This is a genomic window from Dyadobacter sp. CECT 9275 (assembly GCF_907164905.1).
GTDB classification, from domain to species: Bacteria; Bacteroidota; Bacteroidia; order Cytophagales; family Spirosomataceae; genus Dyadobacter; species Dyadobacter helix.
The window spans coordinates 1,956,269-1,976,320 of the sequence record NZ_CAJRAF010000002.1; the positions used below are offsets into that span (position 1 = coordinate 1,956,269).

Below are 20,052 nucleotides of genomic sequence, written 5' to 3' on the forward strand. Positions count from 1 at the left end.
TCATGTTTTAACCGCACTTACATTTCTAGTTTTGGGTAAATATCTCATGCATCAAAATATTTATTCTTATGGATAAGGATTTGTTGTTTAAATACAATACCCCCGGACCGCGATACACCAGCTATCCAACGGTACCCTATTGGCAGAAAACACCCCCGACCGAACAAAAGTGGAAAGAGCTTGTGCAGGATGCTTTTCTGATGTCCAACCAAAAAGAAGGTATCAGTTTATATATTCATTTGCCTTTCTGCGAAAGCCTGTGTACCTATTGCGGCTGTAACACCAGAATTACCATTAACCATGCAGTGGAAAAAAAGTACATCAACGCCCTTCTTAAAGAATGGAAAATGTACTTAGCCGTCTTTGGTGATGAAAAACCCATTATCCGGGAACTACACCTGGGAGGTGGTACCCCAACATTCTTCAGCCCTGAAAATCTTAAAATATTAATAAACAACCTCTTAAAGGATTGCAAAATACATCCCGACGCGCAATTCGGTTTTGAGGCCCACCCCGGAAACACAACCGACGAACATTTGCAGGCGCTGTATGAAGTCGGTTTTCGGAGGATCAGTATCGGCGTGCAGGACTTCAATCCGATTGTACTGGCAGTAATCAACCGACATCAGACATTTGAGCAAGTGAGTCATCTGACTTCCAAGGCCAGGGAAATCGGGTATGATTCGGTCAACTATGACATTGTTTATGGCTTGCCCATGCAGAAAAGCTGTTACATGATGGAAACCATGATGAAAGTAGTACGTCTGCGCCCTGACAGGATCGCCTTTTACAGTTACGCTCACGTTCCGTGGATCAAACCCGGCCAGAGAAGTTATACCGAAAAAGACCTGCCTGATGCCGACAAAAAAATGGCCATATACGAAACAGGGAGAAATGCGCTGGAAATGGCAGGTTACAAAGACATTGGTATGGACCATTTTGCGCTGGAAACGGACGGCCTTTACCGGGCCAATCAAAACGGGAAACTGCACCGGAATTTTATGGGATATACCGATACACACACGCAATTACTCATCGGACTTGGGGCGTCGTCCATCAGCGATACCTGGTGGGGATATGTCCAGAACGAAAAGAAGATTGAGGATTACTACCAACAGATTGAAGAAGGCCTTCTCCCCATTGCCCGCGGACACGAGCTTACCCGGGAAGACCTGATTATCAGAAAACACATCTTGCGCCTGATGACGCAAATGGAAACCTCATGGAGTAACCCAAATGAAGTATGCGAAGATTTTTACAGGGGACTTCAGAGACTGGATGAACTCGAATTTGACGAACTGATAACCATGGAACCCTATCATCTGAAAATTACAGAAAAAGGGAAGGCCTTTATACGAAACGTATGTATGGCATTTGACGCCAGGCTCTGGGCAGACCTACCGCAGACCAGTCTCTTCAGCCAAACGGTTTAAAAAAATTCAGCAGTAAAAAAATCTTTTCCGACGGTATCTGAACCTGTTTACCCGTGATTCCTGACACCAGACCTGTTGTGCCCCAGCCTTTAATATTTGCTACCTTCAACTATGTCCTTTAACTTGGTATGTTTGAAACGTTATTATTAAAACATACGAAAGAAATGACACGGCATATTGAAATGCTGGACGCCCTGTTTAAGCATGCAACAGAGGGAATTGTGGTAGTGAACAAAGACGGGGTCATTGTAATGCTCAACCCTAAAGCCAAGGAGTTGTTTGGTTATTCGGATAAGGAACTCATCGGAAGGAAAATAGAAACGCTCATTCCCCAGAGGCTCGCCGGGCACCACGTACATTACAGGGATACCTATTTCGAATCGCCGAAGGCACGCGGGATGGGCCATGCAATGGACCTGTTCGCCAGAAGAAGCGACGGTACCGAATTCCCGGTTGAAGTAAGCCTTAGCCCTTTCACAACCAGCGAAGGGGAGTTTGTTGTAAGTTTTGTGATTGATATTACCGACCGGAAGAAACAGGAGAACAGGATCAGGGAAGCCAATCAGGAAATACAAAAATTAAACGAAGAACTGGAGGAACGTGTGGTACAACGTACCGAAGAACTTGCCAAAGCAATTAGAAAAGTGGAACAATCGCAGGAAGAGGTAATGCGTGCCCTGAAAAAAGAACGGGAACTGAACAATATGAAGAGCCAGTTTGTTACCATTGCCTCACATGAGTTCAGGACACCGCTGGCTACCATCCTCTCATCAGCGTCTCTCATCGGCAGGTATTCAAGGAGTGAGGAAGAAGACAAGCGGCAGAAACACGTATTAAGGATTAAATCAGCCGTTACCAACCTCACCGAAATCCTGAACGACTTCCTGTCCATTGGCAAGCTGGAAGAAGGCAGGGTGCACAGTGTACCCGTAGCAACTGACCTGCTCGAATTTTGCGGAGGACTCACTGAGGAAATAAAAGCACTATGTAAGGAAAGCCAGCAGATCGAATTCATTTACAAGGGTTTAAGTGAAGTATGGCTCGACAAGCAACTCCTGCGTAATGTACTTTTCAATCTGCTTTCCAATGCGATCAAATACTCGGAATCCGGCAAAAAAATCTTTTTCAGGGTTCAGTCCAGCGCAACATCCGTGAACATTGAAGTCGAGGATCAGGGCATTGGCATACCGGAGGCCGATCAGACGCACATTTTCGACCGCTTTTACAGAGCCAAAAATGCCGGAAATGCGCAAGGGACAGGTCTGGGCTTAAACATTGTGCAAAATTACGTGGAGCTGATGACAGGCCAGATATCCTTCAAAAGTGAGATTGGAAAGGGAACCACTTTTTCTATTCACATTCCCAATCAGGTACCCTCCGAATCCAAAGACAGTGCCATTTAAATTGTTACGGTCATTTACTAAAAATCAAACCCGGCTTAACGCTCTTACCATTGGAAACCAAGAAAATTCTATTAATTGAAGATAACCCCGAAATGCGGGAAAACACAGCTGAGATTCTTGAGCTGGCCAACTATAAAGTCCTGACGGCTCAAAACGGAAAAGAAGGCTTACAGCTTGCGCATCAGGAAGATCCGGACCTGATCATCTGTGATATTATGATGCCCGAACTGGACGGATACGGGGTCCTCCACATGCTTGGCAAAGACGACCTGACGGCCGGTATCCCTTTTGTTTTCCTGACCGCCAAAGCAGAGAAAGATGATTACCGCAAGGGCATGACAATGGGTGCGGACGACTACCTCACCAAGCCTTATGACGACGTAGAGCTTTTGAACGCTGTGGAAATGCGGCTAAAAAAAAGTGAAAGACTTAAAAAAAAATTCGATCGTACAGCAGAGGGCCTGGAAGATTTCATCAAGGAAGTAAAGTCATTTGACCTGCTTGCCAAGCTGGCGGAAGATAAAAAAATAAAAACCCTGAAGAAGAAAGAAACGGTCTATACCGAAGGGAGTTATCCCTCCAATATCTTTTTTCTCCAAAAGGGAAAAGTGAAAGCGTACAAGTCTAACGACAGCGGCAAGGAATATATCACTGACCTGTACAAGGAGGGAGATTTTTTCGGGTATCTGGACCTTTTGCAGGGAGAGTCCTACCAGGAAACCGCTATAACGCTTGAGAATTCCGAAGTGGCCATGATACCCAAAGAGGACTTTTTCAATCTTTTGCAGGGCAACAGGGAGGTATCTTCCAAATTCATCAAAATGCTGTCCAACGAAATTAAAGATCGTGAAGAGAGGCTCCTTCAGCTGGCGTACAATTCGGTCCGGAAAAGGGTTGCCCAGGCACTGGTAATGCTCGTACAACGGTATCAGGAAGATCGTCAGAAGCCGTTTTCAATGTCCATCACGCGGGAGGATATTGCGTCCATGGCAGGTACGGCCACAGAAACCGTGATCCGCACGTTGTCAGACTTTAAAGATGAAAAACTTGTGGATATGAAAGGAAGCCTGATCACCGTAATGGAATACGACAAGCTAGCCCGGATGCGGAATTAGACGGCAGGCAGTTTTTGGTATGCTGTACTGCCTGCTAAAAAGTGCATACGGCCTACCCTTTCCTAAGATACTGAACCATTAGTTTTCCGGCCCGCTGCGATGCCCCCTTCCCTCCTACCTTCCGGTGAAGTTCGGCATAATCGCGAAGCAAGGTATCCCGTTTTGCGCCCCCCGGCAAAATCGATCTCAGCTCAGACACCAGATTCTCTTCATTCAGCTCATCCTGAATGAGTTCTCTTACTACCTCCCGGTCCATGATCAGGTTCACCAGCGAAATAAACCGTACCCGGATCAGCCATTTGGCAATGCGGTAGGAAATGGCACTTGTTTTGTAGCAAACTACTTCGGGTACATTCAGCAGTGCCGTTTCAAGCGTGGCCGTACCCGATTTCACAAGCGCTGCGTCAGCAACGGACAACAGGTCATACGTAGCCTCGTAAACGATACCTGCCCTCCCATCCTTAAGGTACTCCTCGTACAAAGAAGCCGGAAGATTTTTCACCCCTGCAATCACAAACCGGTATTCCGGGAAATGCGGCTGCACTCCCAGCATCAGGTTCAGCATATTGACAACCTCCTGTTTCCGGCTTCCGGGTAACAAGGCGATAACAGGCCTGGAACTATCTCCGAGATACTTTTCACGGAAAATAGGATCGGCGTTAAATTCCTCAATGGCATCCATCAAAGGATTTCCCACATAGTCAACGGGGTAGTGGTACTGTTTGTAAAAATCAATCTCGAATGGGAAGATCACAAACATGCGGTCTACATCCTGTTTGATTTTCAAGGCCCTTTTCTGGTTCCAGGCCCACACTTTGGGAGAGATATAATAAAAAACCCTGATACCGCTTTTCTTTCCAAAAGAAGCAATCCTGAGGTTAAAACCAGGGTAATCGATCAAAATGATCACTGCAGGCTCATAAGCCCGAATATCTTGTTTACATTTTTTCAGAAACCCACTTATTTTCCTGATATTCAGGACCACCTCCAAAAAACCCATGAAAGCCGTATCCTGATAGTGCGTCACCAGTTCCATTCCTTCGGCCACCATCATATCTCCTCCCCATCCCCTGAACACCGCTTCAGGGTCACTCTCTTTAATACCCTTGATCAGATTCGAACCGTGTAAATCGCCCGAACGTTCGCCGGCAATCAGATAGTATTTCATTTTAGCTGCTGCGCAAAGCGGTTAGGTGGGGATTGCAATTATTCTCCGTAGTATTCTACAAAATTCTTGGGAGTTTCTACCAGTTTAATGTAGTGAAGCCTGGCATGAGGGGCAGCTTCCGCGATGGCTGGTTCCAGGATTTTCCATATTTCATAAACAAAAATTTCACAGGAAGCCATTTTACCAGCCATAAAATCAACGTCCAGATTCAGGTTTTTGTGGTCCACCTTGTCAATGATCCTTTTCTTCACAATATCACCCAGTACTTTAAGATCAATCACAAAGCCCGTGTCCGCATCGGGTATCCCTTTCACAGTTACAATCAATTCAAAATTGTGCCCGTGCCAGTTATTATTGGCACACGGACCAAACACCTCCTGGTTCTTCTCCTCAGACCAGGATGGATTGAATAACCTGTGTGCCGCATTAAAATGCTCTTTTCTAGTTACGTAAATCATAAAACTTTCCTTCACTCAAAAAATTGAATACAAAATTACACCTTGTATTGGTAGTTTTGCGATTATTCAGCGTATTAAGTATATTATTAAAAAATATTTTTTAACAAACAACAACAGGTTATTGACCGGCCATTGGAATTTATGCACTTGATAATCAAATCATTAAACATAGCACTCCAATCATCCCGATCATAACCGATTGATATAAAAAAAGCCATTATGATTATTGTAACAGGTGCTGCCGGATTTATCGGAAGCGGGCTTATCAGCCAGCTCAATAAAGAAGGTTTTAAAAGTATTATTGCCGTTGATGATTTTTCTAAAATCGAAAAAGCTGAAAATCTGGAAGGCAAAATTATTCAGGAAAAAGTCGAGAGAACAGAACTTTTTAACTGGATCGACGCAAATTACCGCGACGTAGAGTTTATTTTTCACATAGGCGCCAGAACGGATACTACCGAATTCAGCAAGGAGATTTTTGACGAGCTGAACGTCAACTTTTCCAAAGATATCTGGCACAAATGTGTAGCATATCAGATTCCGCTCGTATATGCTTCTTCCGCCGCAACCTACGGACTGGGCGAACTTGGGTACGACGACAATGAGGCTACCATCCCCCAGCTGAAACCGCTGAACCCTTACGGTGACTCCAAAAACGATTTCGATATCTGGGCGCTGGAGCAGGAGAAAAAACCGCTCTTCTGGGTGGGACTTAAATTCTTTAATGTTTACGGGCCAAACGAATATCACAAAGGCCGGATGGCGTCAGTTATATTCCATGCCTACAACCAGATTAAGGCAACGGAAAAAATGAAGCTTTTCCGTTCGCACAATCCCGAGTACAAGGATGGCGAGCAAATGCGGGATTTCATCTACGTGAAAGATCTCATCAACGTCTGCATATTCTTCATGCATCATCGTAAAAATTCGGGTATCTACAACCTCGGAAGCGGAAAGGCCCGTACCTTCAAGGATCTGGTTACCAACACTTTCCTTGCAATGGGCAAAACGCCGGATATATCCTTTGTGGACACCCCGGAGGATATCCGCGACAAGTACCAATATTTCACCGAAGCCAATATGGCCAAGCTGAAATCAATTGGCTACCAACAGCCGTTCCATACTTTGGAAGAAGGCGTTGAAGATTACGTAAAAAATTATCTGAGTACGCACAGCTATTTATAGCATAAAGGATAAGCCGCCGATTCCGCCTCAGCAGGACTTATTTCCAGATACATCCTTTTTTTGAATGAATAAGCGTAAATGCTGACATAACTTATGATATTCGTCATAAGTTTGTCAGCATTTTTCCATATTTTTGGGGTTCTTATTAAACTCAATATCGTTTCCCGGTGTTACCCTACAGTGATACAGCGCGATAATCATTAGACTATGAGCAAAGAAGAAGAATTGTTGGAAGAGATCACCAGTTCGGAATATAAATATGGTTTTGTAACTGATATTGAAGCAGACGAAGCCCCTCCGGGACTGAGTGATGATATAGTCCGTTTCATTTCGGCCAAGAAAAACGAACCCGAATGGATGCTGCAATGGCGGCTGAAAGCCTATCATTACTGGCTTACGCTGGCAGAACCGAAGTGGCCGAATGTTCACTACCCCGAAATTGATTTTCAGGCTATAAAGTACTACTCTGCGCCTAAAAAGAAAAAGGCCGTTGACAGTATCGAAGATATTGATCCTGAATTACGTAATACTTTCGAGCGGCTGGGTATATCCCTCAATGAGCAAAAAAGGATTTCCGGAATAGCAGTAGATGCTGTAATGGATTCAGAGTCGGTGTTTACCACCTTTAAAGGAACGCTGAAGGAAAAGGGAATTATTTTCTGTTCTATCAGCGAAGCCATCCGGGAACATCCCGACCTTGTAAAAAAATACCTGGGCTCCGTTGTCCCGGCGCGCGATAACTTTTATGCCGCGCTTAACTCGGCTGTATTCTCGGACGGATCTTTCGTATATATTCCAAAGGGAGTACGCTGCCCCATGGAACTTTCTACTTATTTCCGTATCAACGCGGCAGGGACAGGCCAGTTTGAACGGACACTGATTGTAGCCGACACTGATAGCCATGTGAGTTATCTGGAAGGATGTACTGCTCCCATGCGTGACGAAAACCAGCTGCATGCAGCAGTAGTTGAAATTTTCGCCCATGAAAATGCCAATGTGAAGTATTCTACCGTGCAAAACTGGTATCCTGGCGACAAAGAAGGAAAAGGCGGGATTTATAATTTCGTTACAAAACGCGGGATCTGCGACGGCGCCAACTCCAAGATTTCCTGGACACAGGTGGAAACGGGCTCTGCCATCACCTGGAAATATCCCTCGGTGATTCTGAAGGGCGACAATTCAATCGGTGAGTTTTATTCGGTTGCGGTTACCAACAACATGCAGCAGGCTGACACAGGCACCAAAATGATCCATATAGGCAAGAACACGAAAAGTCGTATTGTATCTAAAGGTATTTCTGCCGGTAAAAGCCAGAATTCGTACCGCGGTCTCGTTGAGGTGTTTAAACGCGCCGATAAAGCCAGAAACTTCTCACAATGTGATTCTCTGCTACTGGGTGATAAATGTGGTGCGCATACCTTCCCTTATATTGAGGTAAGCAACCCAACCGCCACCGTGGAACACGAAGCCACTACTTCAAAAATTGGAGAAGACATACTTTTCTATTGTAACCAAAGAGGTATTCCTACGGAACAGGCTGTGGCGCTGATCGTTAACGGATATGCAAAAGAGGTGCTCAATCAGCTTCCCATGGAGTTTGCCGTAGAAGCACAGAAGCTGCTTGAGATCAGCCTTGAAGGCAGTGTAGGATAGGATAAGATACAGGAGGTAAAAATCCAGTAACTGTCCTGACATTTTACAGCACGGTTTAAGCTGAAATCGATTTTATAAGTGAAAAGCCTTTGATTCGTCAAGGGCTTTTTGTATTTTATTGGTTTCCATCATTGCAACAAACACCAAACCTTCATGACCCACGTTCCTCAATTAATCGTTGACCTTTCACTTATTCTTGCAATGGCGGGTATTATAACCCTCATTTTCAAGAAGTTGAAACAACCGGTGGTACTTGGGTATATACTTGCAGGCCTCATCGTGGGCCCCAACTTTTCAGTATTTCCCACCATCACTGACATCAAAACCATAGAGATATGGGCAGAAATAGGCGTTATCTTTCTTTTGTTCAATCTTGGACTGGAATTCAGTTTCAAAAAGCTGGTCAAGGTCGGCAGTACCGCTGCTATTACCGGCCTTTTTGAAGTTGGACTGATGCTGGTAACCGGCTTCGTTACCGGGCAGCTTTTAGGCTGGACCAAAACGGATAGCTTATTTCTCGGTGGCATTATTGCCATATCTTCCACTACCATTATTTTCAGAGCGTTTGAAGAACTGGGACTCAAAACGCAGCAGTTCACCAAAGTTGTTTTCGGAATATTGGTCATTGAAGATCTGACAGCCGTTTTACTCATGGTATTGCTGTCCACGCTTTCCATCAGCCAGCAGTTTGCAGGTATGGAATTACTTCAGTCCATCCTGAAACTCTTCTTTTTTCTGATCATTTGGTTTTTAGGCGGGATCTTTATTTTCCCCACGCTCCTGCGCCGTTACAGAAAGCTGATGAACGACGAAAGCGTCCTGATCACCTCCATCGCCTTATGCTTCGGTATGGTCCTTCTGGTAACGCAGGCTGGTTTTTCCGCTGCGCTCGGGGCTTTTATCATGGGTTCAATACTGGCAGAAACGACACATGCCGAGAAAATTGAACACTTGCTCAAGCCTGTTAAAGATTTGTTCGGTGCAATTTTCTTTATTTCAGTAGGTATGCTCATCAACCCGGCATTACTGGTAGAATATGCGCTCCCCACGGCCATCCTTGTTTTTGTGGTGATATTGGGAAAAACGCTGTACGTCACCCTAGGGGCGCTGATATCAGGCCAGCCGCTCAAAAAATCGATGCAGGCGGGTATGAGCTTATCGCAGATAGGTGAATTCTCGTTTATTATTGCCAACCTGGGCTTATCTCTGAAAGTCACCAGCAACTTCCTCTACCCGATCGCCGTTGGGGTTTCCGTACTCACTACGTTTACCACGCCTTACATGATGCGGGCGTCGGAACCACTATACGACTGGCTGAGTAAAATGCTGCCTGAGAGATGGAAAGTGTATCTGAACCGGTACAGTACCAGCACCGAAACTATCGTAAAAACAACACACTGGAATGAGATCCTGAAATCCTACGCGCAAACTGTGCTGCTCAATTCCGTTGTGGTGATCGGCGTCACGCTGTTGTGTTCTCGTCAGCTGGCCGACCTGCTTCATGCCCGGGTTCCGGAAAACTATCTGACCAATTCAGTCATGGCATTTATCACTTTCCTGCTGGTCGCCCCTTTCCTCTGGGCATTGGTTTTTAAACGATCGAACCGCAAAGCATATTCCGCCCTATGGCTTAACCGGAAATTCAGCCGGGGACCGCTTCTGTTGCTCGAACTTTCAAGGGTACTCATTGCCATTCTCTTAATGGGATACCTGCTGAGTTGTTTTTTTGCAACACCCACTGCACTTTCAGTAGCCGGTGGTATAATGGCCATATCCTTTCTTGTGTTTTACCAAAGGCTGCAAAATTTTTACAACAAAATCGAAGATCGTTTTCTTCAGAATTTGAACGCGCGGGAGCTGGAAGGCAGTGGTAAGTCAAAGCGAATTTTGCTCCCATGGGATGCGCATTTCGCATTTCTGGAAGTAAGCCCGGACTCAACCCTGATCGGTAAAAACTTACAGGAACTTGCTATCCGCGAAAAATTCGGAATCAACGTAGTACTGATAGAAAGAGGCAGCAAAACGATACACCTCCCCCGGCCAACGGAAGTACTGTATCCCTATGACCGCATTGAGGTAATCGGTACCGACGCCCAGCTTGAAACTTTCCGAGGCCATGTGGAGGTAAGTGCGAACGGAGATGTTTACCTGGCACCTGTGGACGATATCGTGCTTGAAAAAATAGAAATTAAAAGCGACTCAAGAATTCATGGGCAGACCATCCGTGCCAGCCAGATCAGGGAAAAAACGCATTGCATGATCGTTGGTCTTGAACGGAACGGAGAACGTATACTTAATCCTGATTCCAATATGATCATCGAAAAGCAGGATATTCTGTGGATAGCCGGAAAAAGGGATCTGATTAAAGAATTCCTCAAAAACAAACCTCAGACAGACGAACTGGAAGTTTTGGCCGAAGGTTGATGGGGGGGAGTTAAAAGTAGGCAGTTTAGAGTGGGCAGTAGGCGCAGTTGGTAGCGCTGTGAACTGTGAACTCAGGTGATTTTTAGTTCAAAGTGGGTAGTTCAGAGTGGGCAGTAGGCGGAGTTGGTAGCGCTGTGAACTTTGAACTCAAAACTGTGAACTCAGATGATTTTTAGTTCAAAGTGGGCAGTTCAGAGTGGGCAGTCGGCGCAGTTGGTAGCGCTGTGAACTTTGAACTCAAAACTTTGAACTCAGATGATTTTGAGTTCAAAGTAGGCAGTTCAAAGTAGGCAGTAGGCGGAGTTGGTAGCGCTGTGAACTGTTAACTCAAAACTGTGAACTCAGGAAGCAGGCCTTGTAAACCACCCGTATGTACAGCCACAATAGTGGTGCCAGGTACAAAATAATGCTGCAAAATGAGCTCATAAAGCCCGAAAAACATCTTGCCGGTATATACCTGTTCCAGCTGTATGCCATGCTTTTGTTTAAATGTATTGATAAACGTGATCAGTTCAGGTTTCCATTTCCCGTATCCGCCAAAATGATACCCGGTTTGCAAAATCAGCTTTTCCGGATACACGGAATTTCCAGCCAGCGCAAGGATATCGTCCCTCAGAAAATCGCCTCCTTTTAATGCAGAAAAGGCAATTACCTTTTCATGCACACTTAAAATTCCGGCAGAGGTACCACCCGTACCTGCTGCAACGGCATAATAATCCGGCGAATGTCCAAGTTGAGCGGAGACTTCCATCACCATTTCATTTACTCCTTTTAAAGCCAATGGAGAAGTACCTCCTTCGGGGATAATAAAAGGCTCATCCCATTTCTTACTTACATCACGCAAATATTCGGCCTCACTCCTTTGCCGGTATTCCTGGCGGGAAACAAATTGCAGCACCATACCCTGTTCCCGACAGAAAGCCAGCGTTGGGCTGACTTCCCGGATGGTATGTTCTTCCCCCCTCACTATACCAATGGTCGACAAGCCCAAAATCCGGCCTGCGGCGGCAACTGCAAACAAATGATTGGAAAATACTCCTCCGAAAGTGAGTATGGCCCTGCTGTTTGTTTGCCGGGCTGCCAGCAAGTTATATTTTAGCTTCCGCCATTTATTACCCGAAACCAGCGGATGTATTAAATCATCACGTTTCACAAAAAGCCTGATCCGCGCATTTTTGATAATATCATCAGAAATTTCCTGCAAGGGTGTCGGCAAAGAGGCAGTAAGTAAATCCACTTAATTTAATAATTTTACTGATCAGAAAGGTAGTACCGACTATCATGTGAAGGTACCCCTTTTCCAAACTTATTTGATCTTTTGATGTCTGCTGAGAATATTGAAATTGCTTCCGAAGAAGACGACCTGTTTGAACATTACCGTATTGTAGCCGACAAAGGCCAGAGCCCGATGCGCCTGGATAAGTTCCTGAGCCTTCACGTAGCCAATGCTTCCCGCACAAAAATACAAAACGGAATTGAGGCCGAAGCTGTAAAAGTAAATGGCCTTCCAACAAAGGCAAGTTACAAGATCAAACCCGCAGATGTGATCACCCTGTCTCTTCCCGAACCGCCACGGGATACAGAGATCATTCCAGAAGACATACCACTTGACATTATTTACGAAGATGATGTTTTGCTGATCGTCAACAAGCCAACCGGTATGGTGGTACATCCTGCGTTTGGCAACTGGACCGGTACGCTGATAAACGCCCTGGTCCATCATTTTCAGCAACTTCCCACGGGCAGAAACGGAGAAGGACGGCCTGGTCTGGTTCACCGGATCGACAAAGATACCTCGGGCCTGCTGGTGATCGCAAAAACGGAATTTGCGATGTCGTTTCTCGCCCGGCAATTCTTTGATCACACCATCGAAAGAACCTATATGGCCTTGATTTGGGGCGAACCGCAAGAAGAAAAGGGGACAATTACGGGTAATATCGGAAGGAGCGCCAAAGATCGGCGTGTGATGGATATCTTTCCTGATGGCTCTCAGGGAAAACATGCCGTTACCCACTACGAAACGGTCCAATCCTACAGGTATGTATCCTTGGTGAAGTGCAACCTGGAAACCGGTCGCACGCATCAGATACGCGCACATATGCGGCACATTGGGCACCCGATTTTTAACGACAATATGTATGGAGGTGATAAAATCCTGAGAGGCATTTCCAGCGGCAGTTACAAAACCATGGTACAAAATTGTTTCAGTTTGTTACCCGGGCAGGCGTTGCATGCGAAGTCTCTTGGCTTTATTCACCCTACCACCAAAGAGTGGATACAATTCGATACCGATCTGCCTGCAAACTTCCGGCATATACTGGATAAATGGGAGACGTTCGTAAACTATCAGCAAAATATATAGTAAATTTCGCAGGATTCGATGTTTAATAAAAAACTCCACTATGAATATAACCACCCGCCAAGGAACAGCCGAAGATATCACAGCCGTTTTTGAACTTGTAAAAGAGCTTGCCATTTACGAAAAGGCACTCAATCAGGTAACGAATAATGTGGATAAAATGACCCGGGATTACCATCAGAAACTCTATGATTTCTTTGTGGCCGAAGTGGATGGGAAAATCATCGGGCTGTCGCTTTATTACTTCCGCTATTCAACCTGGAAAGGAAAAAGACTCTATATGGAGGATATCATCGTAACGGAGGAAATGAGGGGTAATGGCATTGGTAAAATCCTTTTCGATGCTACCGTTTCAGCAGCAAAAAAATCCGGCTGTTCCGGTATGATGTGGCAGGTACTGGACTGGAATACTTCTGCTGTTGGCTTTTACCGAAAATACGGCACCAATTTTGATAATGAATGGATTAACTGCAATCTGGACTTTTAGTATAGGCCATAACCGCGATGATCTTTATTACATCAACAATTTACTTAAGAAGGTCAGGCCTTCTGGCTTTTGTTCTTGAAACTGACTGCTCGTAACGCCATTCTTCTATTTTAGCTTCATGCCCCGAGAGCAATATTTCCGGCACCTTATGGCCTTCAAAATCCGCAGGCCTGGAGTATACCGGTGGTGCCAGAAGGTTATCCTGAAAAGAATCAGTCAGGGCAGAAGTTTCGTCGTTAAGTACACCCGGAATCAGCCTGATGATGGCATCTGCCAAAACTGCCGCTGCAAGCTCCCCGCCAGACAGCACATAGTCGCCAATACTTATTTCTCTCGTGACAAACAAATCCCTTACACGCTGATCCACCCCTTTATAATGACCGCATAGGAGGATAAGATTCCCCTTCAGGGACAGTTGGTTGACAATTTTCTGGTTCATCTGTTCGCCGTCCGGTGTGAGATAAATAACCTCATCATAAACCCGCTCGGCCTGCAGTGCCCGTATACACCTGGCAATAGGCTCTATCTGCAGCACCATGCCCGCGCCTCCTCCAAAAGCATAATCGTCTATGGTCCGGTGTTTATTGACTGAGTAATCTCTGATGTCAGTAATCACAACCTCCGCATGACCAGCCTGCTGCGCCCTTTTTAAGATAGAATGCGCAAAGAAGCTGTCCAGTAAATCGGGAACACAAGTGATAATATCAATCCTCATCATCAGGATTATTTTCGGATGCTGGGTCCAGGTACACTTCAAGCAAGCCATCAGGTAACCTGACGTGAAGTTTTTTGTTTTCCTTATCCGCTTTTAAAACAATGTCCTCAGCCGTGGGTATCAATACCTCCGCCCCTTTGTACAACATCGAAATAAGATCCTGACCGTTGAGGGAATATACTTCCTGTACCATTCCGAGCGCTCCATTGCTTTCATCTACTACCTGAAACCCCTTAATGTCATGATAATAAAAAGCGTCTCCGTCCAGCTCCTCTAGAGATTCAAGAGGAAGATACAGCGAACTTCCCACAAGCGCCTGTGCTTTTTCGATCGTATTAATATCTTCAAAAGTAACAATTGCGTTGCTTTGTTTCTGAAGATTAAGGCTTTCTATAAAATACGGCACCAGTTCCCCTTTTATTTCGACAAATACGGATTCAAGATCCTCGTAGTCATCGGGATAATCTACATCGAGGTAAATAACCACATTACCGGAAGTTCCGTGGGTTCGGACAATATAGCCAAGCAGGTAACAATTTTCCTGAGTCACTGTAATAGCGGTTTAAAAATCTGCCTTAAACAAATATGAGTCTGACGGAAACCGGCAGACCCATACTGATGGAAATTTCTTTCCTGAATAATTATGCTGCAGGTTCTTCCTCAGGAGCTGAACCCTCAGTTTCCGCAGGAGCTTCTTCAGCAACCTCCTCTTCCGCAACTTCCGCTACGGGAGGTGCGTTTTTCTTAGCAATGGCTTCTGCACGAGCCTCATTTACCTGGCGTTCTGCGGCAAGCTTAGCTTCCTTATCTGCCTGTTGTTTCTGAGCCAGCGTTCCGGCTGCTGATTCTTTACGATCGGCTTTTGAGCCTTTCCATTCTTCGAAACGAGCATCAGCAACTTCCTGGGTGATTGCACCTTTTAATACGCCTATCTGCAAGTGCTTGCGCAACATTACACCTTCATGCTGAAGGATGGAACGGGTGGTATCCGTTGGCTGAGCACCTTTCAATAACCAATCGACAGCTTTTGCTGATTCCAGCACAATAGATGCAGGATTGGTTCCAGGGTTATAACTACCCAATTTTTCGATGAAGCGACCATCACGTGGTGCTCTGGCATCTGCGACAACAATATCGTAAATCGCTTTCTTTTTGCGTCCCCGACGCGCTAACCTAATTTTAACTGCCATTTTTGAAAATAATTTGCGGGATCTCGTCCCTTTTTTAAATAGGGTGCAAATGTACAGTTTTTTCCGTAAAAACCTGTACATCATCTACAAAAGATTGAAATCCCCTATTGCGGCAATTCCACAGGCTTTTCCTCTGTTACGCTTTTCACCCACCGCAAGCCTTTTATCAACAGGTTCCTGCCTTCCTCAACACCATGCTTCATGATAATTTTTTCTGCGACAAAAGGCGCTACCACATTAAACGGGACCGGCAATCTCCGCAGAATCGTCTGCCCGAGTACCGTACTCAGCCCTAGTTCAAGCCCTTTCCCTGCGGGACCTTCGGGACCCGCGTAAAACAAATCCCGTGCATAAGAGAAGGCATTTCTCAATGGTGGGTTCACTTTTTCCGATAATCTGACAGGCGCTTTCATTGATGAATTTTATAATGGTTTTTAGTCTGCAACGGGTGTAATTTTGTTTTCTAACGATAGGAGTTTACCTCCTCAGCTACCTCGTTTACTTTGAAGGCAGCTTTATCTGCATATTCCTGCCCTTTATTTTTTAATTCACTGGCAGCTTGGTCAGCCTTTGCTTTACTTTTTTCCAGGGCGTCCAGCAGTTCGCTGGCAAGGCTGTTTGTTTTCCTTTTGATTTTTTTCCTTGTCTTATCTCCGTCCTCAGGAGCAAATAACAATCCTATCACCGCTCCCACAGCCGCAGCTGTTACAATTCCCCAAAATGCTTTGTTGTTCATAATCTTAAATGTTTAAGTACTATGTTGATACAACGCTTAAGTCCAAAACCCGTTCCATTAAAAGCTACATTCTGCATTAAAAATATAATTTATTGATTAACAGAAAATTAATTGCAAAATCTATGACTTTTTCATATCCCGCCGGTCCCCATTTCTGCCGATATAAGGGAGAACATTCCACAGTTTGCACGCCCACTCCTATTCCGGCAAGGGTTTGTACCCGCGCAGCACTTGGCAAGGTTGTTGTAATTTTTGGAGCAATGAATAAATCTTTCGGACTTACCAGGATACCAGGCCCTCTTCTCTGAATTCACATCAACCACGTAAAAGCTGTCATGAATATTGTAATTATTGAAGATGAACAAGATTTAGGAGTACTGATGCGCAATTTTCTGGTGAGAAGGCTGAATATAAAACTCCCTGACAAAACAATTAAAATTGCAACATCTATCTCGGAAGGGATGCATTTTATAAAGGAAATGAAACCAGACTGGATTTTTCTGGACAATAATCTGCCTGATGGTAAGGGTATTAATGAAATTACGTATATTAAATCGATGACAGGCGAAAAGACAGTAAAAGTGGTGATGATGAGTGCAATGACCAACCTTAAGGAAGAAGCATTCCGTAACGGTGCGGATTACTTTCTTGACAAACCTATCAGTTTCGTTGAAGTTTCCAGAATCATTGGTAGCCCAGCCTGATACCGCAGAAGTCAAAAAGCCAAGTTCCACGATTAGAGAAAAATAATCATCAAAAAGTAGCGCTTCAGTGAAAGCTCGTGGAGAGTTTTACACACGCCAGGCACCTCAACCTTGGCCTCATCCCAGGCTCAGCCGAATATTTATCAGTACAGACTTACCTAAATACGGGACATTTGGTTCCAGACTTACTCTTCACGCCTGGCATTTTTACTTTCTGCGACCGGTACCTGCTGGTTCTGAGTTTTTTGTGATCTGTCTTTTCTTTTTCGTACGGCACCAGTTTGAAATCATATTCAGGAATGAAATAATCCTCCCGATATTCCGCTACCGGCAGTGGCATGAAATGACGTCCCGGAAACGATAACCTGTCGTAAACATAATCATACAAGTAAATGGTCACGAATCCATCTCTGCTGTACTTTAAGCTGATATCCGAAAAGGGGCCATCGTCACCGGAAGAAGCGACGAGTTTCATCATTTCTTTCTGTTTTCCTTTCACAAGGACATTCATATTATACTGAAATACGCGGTGTAAAGAATCCATCTTGATGGCTACCCCCAGATAGTACTTCGCATCCTTTATTCTATCGATCCCGGCATACATGACGGCGGTATTGTTCAGGGCGCTTTTATCCTGATAACTCTGATAACTCAATTTTGCCTCATCATATTTTTCCCAATACCGGTAGACATTTCCCTGGTTAACGTTATAGAGTTTCCTGGCTGGTGCGGTATCCATCGCTTTCCGGAAATCCTCGTATGCGCCATCATAACGGGCGTTAGCCTCATTCACCTGATGCGCCTGCTCGTGCCTGTTACCAATATACGCCTGTACAATCCCGTGATTGTTGTGCAGGAAAGATAACTGGGGCTGCTCTTTCACCAAACTGTCAAAAAGAGACATGGAACGATCGAGCTGATCGTTCTCCAGCAGCACTATACCCCAACCATTCTGCGCATTGATATTCCGCGGATTTAACGCCACCGCTTTCCTGAATACCTGAAAGCCCTTTTTATACATATCAAAATGTAAGAGGAGATTCCCGTAATTACTCCACATGAGGTCATCATTCTGATGGTAGCGCAAAGCGTTGGCAAGGTACTGCCCGGCTTCTGCAAATCTCTTTTCTTCTATCAGAATATTACTCATTCCGGCCAGCGCCTCGTATCGGGTGGGATCCAGGTGGATCGCTTTTTCAAAATCGGCAGCAGCATCCTTGGTTTTTCCAAGATAATATTCCGAATAAGCCTTGGTTACGAAAAGGTCCGCATAAAATTTATTGTCCGCGTCCATCGCTTTTTCAGCTGTTTTAAAATCCTGCAGGGCCAGATCATATTTTTTCATACCAAAATAAGCCACCGCACGTCCCAGATAAGCAGGCAGGAAACTGGAGTCTTTTTTCAGGACTTTGTCAAACATATTAAAGGCGAACTGATACTCATGTCTGGAAAGATGCACATTCCCAAATCCGCAGATCAGCGAAGGGCTTTCCCTTTTTAACGTCGAACTGAGCTTGTAATACCGCTGCGCTTCTCCAAACTGCATCAGTCCGTAATAAGAATGGGCAAGCCCCAGGTAGGCATCTCCTCGGAAAACCCGGTCACCGCTTTCCAGATAGGTTTCGAAAACAGCCTTCGCGTTAGCAAACTGATTGAGAGATAACAGTGCGTTAGCATAACGGATCTGCGCTTTCGGATGCTTCCGGGCCACTTTTTCAAAGTCTTTAACAGCCTTTTTCTGATTTCCCATTTTCATCAAAATATCCCCTCGCTGTAGACGATAGGCCACAATTTCGTCTTTTTGCTTAACAGCAGCTGATAATTCATCTGCTGCTTCTTCCCATCGTCCGTTGAATTTATGCACGAGACCTAGATTGTAATTCCACTTACCTGCTGTATTGCGGGCGCTGTTGCCCATTGCAAATGCAGCAGCCTCCTGATATTTTTTTTCTCTTCCGAAGGAATAAAGGATGTTCAGATTTGCATGAGCGCCCGCGCCCCCTTCCCACTCCTTTCGCGCCTGCTGATATTTCCCTCCCAATAAGCTCAAAAGCCCCCTGTTATTCATCATCAGGTCCTGCTGCTCCGATGATATGTCAAGACTTTCCATAATACGCAGGCCTTTATGATAACTGCCCGAGAGCGCCAGGATAACGGCTTCGTTGTTCATCCTCCGGACGGAATCTGAGGGCTGGAAATGTTCGTTATGGTATTTGAGATAGGCAGACTGAAGTTCATGTAATTTTCTCTGATAGGCATCTTCCCGCATCAGTAAAGGATTATTTTCCTCGAAGACCTGATTAAAAAGGGGTAGAATCTCCTTCACCAGCCGCTGGCACTCGTTAAAGTCCTGAGCCAAAGCAGGCTGTACCATCACTGTGAACAGCAAGGGCATAAACTTCCGCAAGAACCGCCTGTAGATTTCTAGGATCATCAAAAATTATTATAGCACTATTGCTAACTTACTATGAATGAATGATATTATCAAATCCAGTCACTAGCAAAAATACAAATTATTGAATATCTTTGACTTATGTTTATCTAACGGCTGCTAAATTTATTTAACGTGCTGGCCCTCCATTACGCTGCTACTCGTACTTCGTGCCGATCTTTCATGATATCATTAATTTCCAGAAATATTTCAGATTGATACGCCATTTTCAGTTTTTGTTTCCCAATATTCAGCTTCTTTTACCTTCATATCACAGCACTGAGAAGACATGCCGGAACAATTGATAAAATTTGGATTATCCTGCTCCTTGGTCTGCCTCATGCTGGTAACAGCTTTTCATAAAAAAACGGATATTGGTGTCGCGCAAGGCATGTCCTTTTTTCGTACCGATTCAAAGATTTTCGCCCGGAGTATTGTTGCCTTGGGTACCGTTCTGGAGCAGGTCGACTCAAAAGAACCCGAAACAATTGTAAAGGCAAAAAATGCGCTTCTTGCCAGCAGGATCGCCTACAAACGTATTGAGGCTATGTAGTATGACAGTTTGCCGGAAATTCATAAGCCCGTAACTCT

19 protein-coding genes are annotated in these 20,052 nt (G+C 44.9%); 10 read left to right on the forward strand and 9 right to left on the reverse strand.

From position 1 onward, the window contains the following. The first annotated feature begins 68 nt into the window (after positions 1-68). The 3 genes from hemN (at position 69) to KOE27_RS15925 (ending at position 3,951) form a co-directional block, all read left to right on the forward strand. On the forward strand, positions 69-1,433 hold the full coding sequence (gene hemN, locus KOE27_RS15915; RefSeq protein WP_215239842.1) for an oxygen-independent coproporphyrinogen III oxidase: 1,365 nt from the start codon (positions 69-71) through the stop codon (positions 1,431-1,433). Positions 1,434-1,597: 164 nt separating this feature from the next. Then, on the forward strand, positions 1,598-2,836 hold the full coding sequence (locus KOE27_RS15920) for a PAS domain-containing sensor histidine kinase (RefSeq protein ID WP_229252788.1): 1,239 nt from the start codon (positions 1,598-1,600) through the stop codon (positions 2,834-2,836). 50 nt (positions 2,837-2,886) lie between these two features. Further along, a complete protein-coding gene (locus tag KOE27_RS15925) occupies positions 2,887-3,951 on the forward strand; it encodes a response regulator (RefSeq protein ID WP_215239844.1) in 1,065 nt (354 codons plus the stop codon). Positions 3,952-4,003: 52 nt separating this feature from the next. Here KOE27_RS15925 and lpxB read toward each other — a convergent pair whose 3' ends face one another. Together lpxB and KOE27_RS15935 are read right to left on the reverse strand one after the other, a co-directional pair. Continuing rightward, positions 4,004-5,119 carry a lipid-A-disaccharide synthase gene (gene lpxB, locus KOE27_RS15930; protein ID WP_215239845.1) on the reverse strand — a complete coding sequence of 372 codons (1,116 nt, stop codon included), beginning with the start codon at positions 5,117-5,119 and terminating at the stop codon, positions 4,004-4,006. Positions 5,120-5,157: 38 nt separating this feature from the next. Next, a complete protein-coding gene (locus tag KOE27_RS15935) occupies positions 5,158-5,577 on the reverse strand; it encodes a 6-pyruvoyl trahydropterin synthase family protein (protein WP_215239846.1) in 420 nt (139 codons plus the stop codon). A gap of 219 nt (positions 5,578-5,796) precedes the next feature. Between KOE27_RS15935 and rfaD the strand changes: the two genes are divergently transcribed. The 3 genes from rfaD to KOE27_RS15950 all read left to right on the forward strand — a co-directional run bounded on the left by rfaD (position 5,797) and on the right by KOE27_RS15950 (position 10,839). After that, positions 5,797-6,762, forward strand: a complete 966-nt coding sequence (rfaD, locus tag KOE27_RS15940) for an ADP-glyceromanno-heptose 6-epimerase (protein ID WP_215239847.1) — start codon at positions 5,797-5,799, stop codon at positions 6,760-6,762. A gap of 207 nt (positions 6,763-6,969) precedes the next feature. Beyond that, entirely contained in the window at positions 6,970-8,415 is a 1,446-nt protein-coding gene (gene sufB, locus KOE27_RS15945; RefSeq protein WP_215239848.1) for a Fe-S cluster assembly protein SufB, read from the forward strand. 153 nt (positions 8,416-8,568) lie between these two features. Next, positions 8,569-10,839, forward strand: a complete 2,271-nt coding sequence (locus tag KOE27_RS15950; RefSeq protein ID WP_215239849.1) for a cation:proton antiporter — start codon at positions 8,569-8,571, stop codon at positions 10,837-10,839. Positions 10,840-11,161: 322 nt separating this feature from the next. Here KOE27_RS15950 and KOE27_RS15955 read toward each other — a convergent pair whose 3' ends face one another. Further along, a complete protein-coding gene (locus KOE27_RS15955; protein WP_229252789.1) occupies positions 11,162-12,076 on the reverse strand; it encodes a 1-aminocyclopropane-1-carboxylate deaminase/D-cysteine desulfhydrase in 915 nt (304 codons plus the stop codon). Between the two features lie 84 nt (positions 12,077-12,160). On the opposite strand from KOE27_RS15955, the gene KOE27_RS15960 reads away from it, so the two are divergent. Together KOE27_RS15960 and KOE27_RS15965 are read left to right on the forward strand one after the other, a co-directional pair. Then, entirely contained in the window at positions 12,161-13,201 is a 1,041-nt protein-coding gene (locus KOE27_RS15960; protein WP_215239850.1) for an RluA family pseudouridine synthase, read from the forward strand. A gap of 40 nt (positions 13,202-13,241) precedes the next feature. Beyond that, on the forward strand, positions 13,242-13,685 hold the full coding sequence (locus KOE27_RS15965; protein WP_215239851.1) for a GNAT family N-acetyltransferase: 444 nt from the start codon (positions 13,242-13,244) through the stop codon (positions 13,683-13,685). Between the two features lie 40 nt (positions 13,686-13,725). Here the strand turns inward: KOE27_RS15965 and trmD are convergent, their stop codons facing one another. The 5 genes from trmD to KOE27_RS15990 all read right to left on the reverse strand — a co-directional run bounded on the left by trmD (position 13,726) and on the right by KOE27_RS15990 (position 16,326). Further along, complete coding sequence (gene trmD, locus KOE27_RS15970; protein ID WP_215241631.1) at positions 13,726-14,400, reverse strand: tRNA (guanosine(37)-N1)-methyltransferase TrmD; 675 nt, start codon at positions 14,398-14,400, stop codon at positions 13,726-13,728. Beyond that, positions 14,390-14,950, reverse strand: a complete 561-nt coding sequence (rimM, locus tag KOE27_RS15975) for a ribosome maturation factor RimM (RefSeq protein ID WP_215239852.1) — start codon at positions 14,948-14,950, stop codon at positions 14,390-14,392. The genes trmD and rimM overlap by 11 nt, the downstream gene beginning before the upstream one ends. A 91-nt stretch (positions 14,951-15,041) precedes the next feature. Continuing rightward, positions 15,042-15,590, reverse strand: a complete 549-nt coding sequence (locus KOE27_RS15980) for a 30S ribosomal protein S16 (protein ID WP_215239853.1) — start codon at positions 15,588-15,590, stop codon at positions 15,042-15,044. Between the two features lie 104 nt (positions 15,591-15,694). Further along, complete coding sequence (locus KOE27_RS15985; protein ID WP_215239854.1) at positions 15,695-16,003, reverse strand: hypothetical protein; 309 nt, start codon at positions 16,001-16,003, stop codon at positions 15,695-15,697. A gap of 50 nt (positions 16,004-16,053) precedes the next feature. Continuing rightward, a complete protein-coding gene (locus KOE27_RS15990) occupies positions 16,054-16,326 on the reverse strand; it encodes a YtxH domain-containing protein (RefSeq protein ID WP_215239855.1) in 273 nt (90 codons plus the stop codon). A 335-nt stretch (positions 16,327-16,661) separates the two neighbouring features. Between KOE27_RS15990 and KOE27_RS15995 the strand changes: the two genes are divergently transcribed. Next, a complete protein-coding gene (locus tag KOE27_RS15995; protein ID WP_215239856.1) occupies positions 16,662-17,030 on the forward strand; it encodes a response regulator in 369 nt (122 codons plus the stop codon). 154 nt (positions 17,031-17,184) lie between these two features. Here the strand turns inward: KOE27_RS15995 and KOE27_RS16000 are convergent, their stop codons facing one another. Next, a complete protein-coding gene (locus KOE27_RS16000; RefSeq protein ID WP_215239857.1) occupies positions 17,185-19,464 on the reverse strand; it encodes a tetratricopeptide repeat protein in 2,280 nt (759 codons plus the stop codon). 286 nt (positions 19,465-19,750) lie between these two features. Here KOE27_RS16000 and KOE27_RS16005 point away from each other — a divergent pair, with 286 nt between their 5' ends. Beyond that, positions 19,751-20,014 (forward strand): hypothetical protein, encoded by a 264-nt coding sequence (locus KOE27_RS16005; RefSeq protein WP_215239858.1) that lies wholly within the window; start codon positions 19,751-19,753, stop codon positions 20,012-20,014. Positions 20,015-20,052: the final 38 nt, after the last annotated feature.

Coding starts and splice junctions, on each gene's coding strand:
- hemN (WP_215239842.1), top strand. CDS start 69: ATGGATAAGGATTTGTTGTTTAAATACAATACCCCCGGACCGCGATAC.
- KOE27_RS15920 (WP_229252788.1), top strand. CDS start 1,598: ATGACACGGCATATTGAAATGCTGGACGCCCTGTTTAAGCATGCAACA.
- lpxB (WP_215239845.1), bottom strand. CDS start 5,119: ATGAAATACTATCTGATTGCCGGCGAACGTTCGGGCGATTTACACGGT.
- KOE27_RS15935 (WP_215239846.1), bottom strand. CDS start 5,577: ATGATTTACGTAACTAGAAAAGAGCATTTTAATGCGGCACACAGGTTA.
- rfaD (WP_215239847.1), top strand. CDS start 5,797: ATGATTATTGTAACAGGTGCTGCCGGATTTATCGGAAGCGGGCTTATC.
- sufB (WP_215239848.1), top strand. CDS start 6,970: ATGAGCAAAGAAGAAGAATTGTTGGAAGAGATCACCAGTTCGGAATAT.
- KOE27_RS15950 (WP_215239849.1), top strand. CDS start 8,569: ATGACCCACGTTCCTCAATTAATCGTTGACCTTTCACTTATTCTTGCA.
- KOE27_RS15960 (WP_215239850.1), top strand. CDS start 12,161: ATGTCTGCTGAGAATATTGAAATTGCTTCCGAAGAAGACGACCTGTTT.
- KOE27_RS15965 (WP_215239851.1), top strand. CDS start 13,242: ATGAATATAACCACCCGCCAAGGAACAGCCGAAGATATCACAGCCGTT.
- trmD (WP_215241631.1), bottom strand. CDS start 14,400: ATGAGGATTGATATTATCACTTGTGTTCCCGATTTACTGGACAGCTTC.
- KOE27_RS15980 (WP_215239853.1), bottom strand. CDS start 15,590: ATGGCAGTTAAAATTAGGTTAGCGCGTCGGGGACGCAAAAAGAAAGCG.
- KOE27_RS15985 (WP_215239854.1), bottom strand. CDS start 16,003: ATGAAAGCGCCTGTCAGATTATCGGAAAAAGTGAACCCACCATTGAGA.
- KOE27_RS15990 (WP_215239855.1), bottom strand. CDS start 16,326: ATGAACAACAAAGCATTTTGGGGAATTGTAACAGCTGCGGCTGTGGGA.
- KOE27_RS15995 (WP_215239856.1), top strand. CDS start 16,662: ATGAATATTGTAATTATTGAAGATGAACAAGATTTAGGAGTACTGATG.
- KOE27_RS16000 (WP_215239857.1), bottom strand. CDS start 19,464: ATGATCCTAGAAATCTACAGGCGGTTCTTGCGGAAGTTTATGCCCTTG.
- KOE27_RS16005 (WP_215239858.1), top strand. CDS start 19,751: ATGCCGGAACAATTGATAAAATTTGGATTATCCTGCTCCTTGGTCTGC.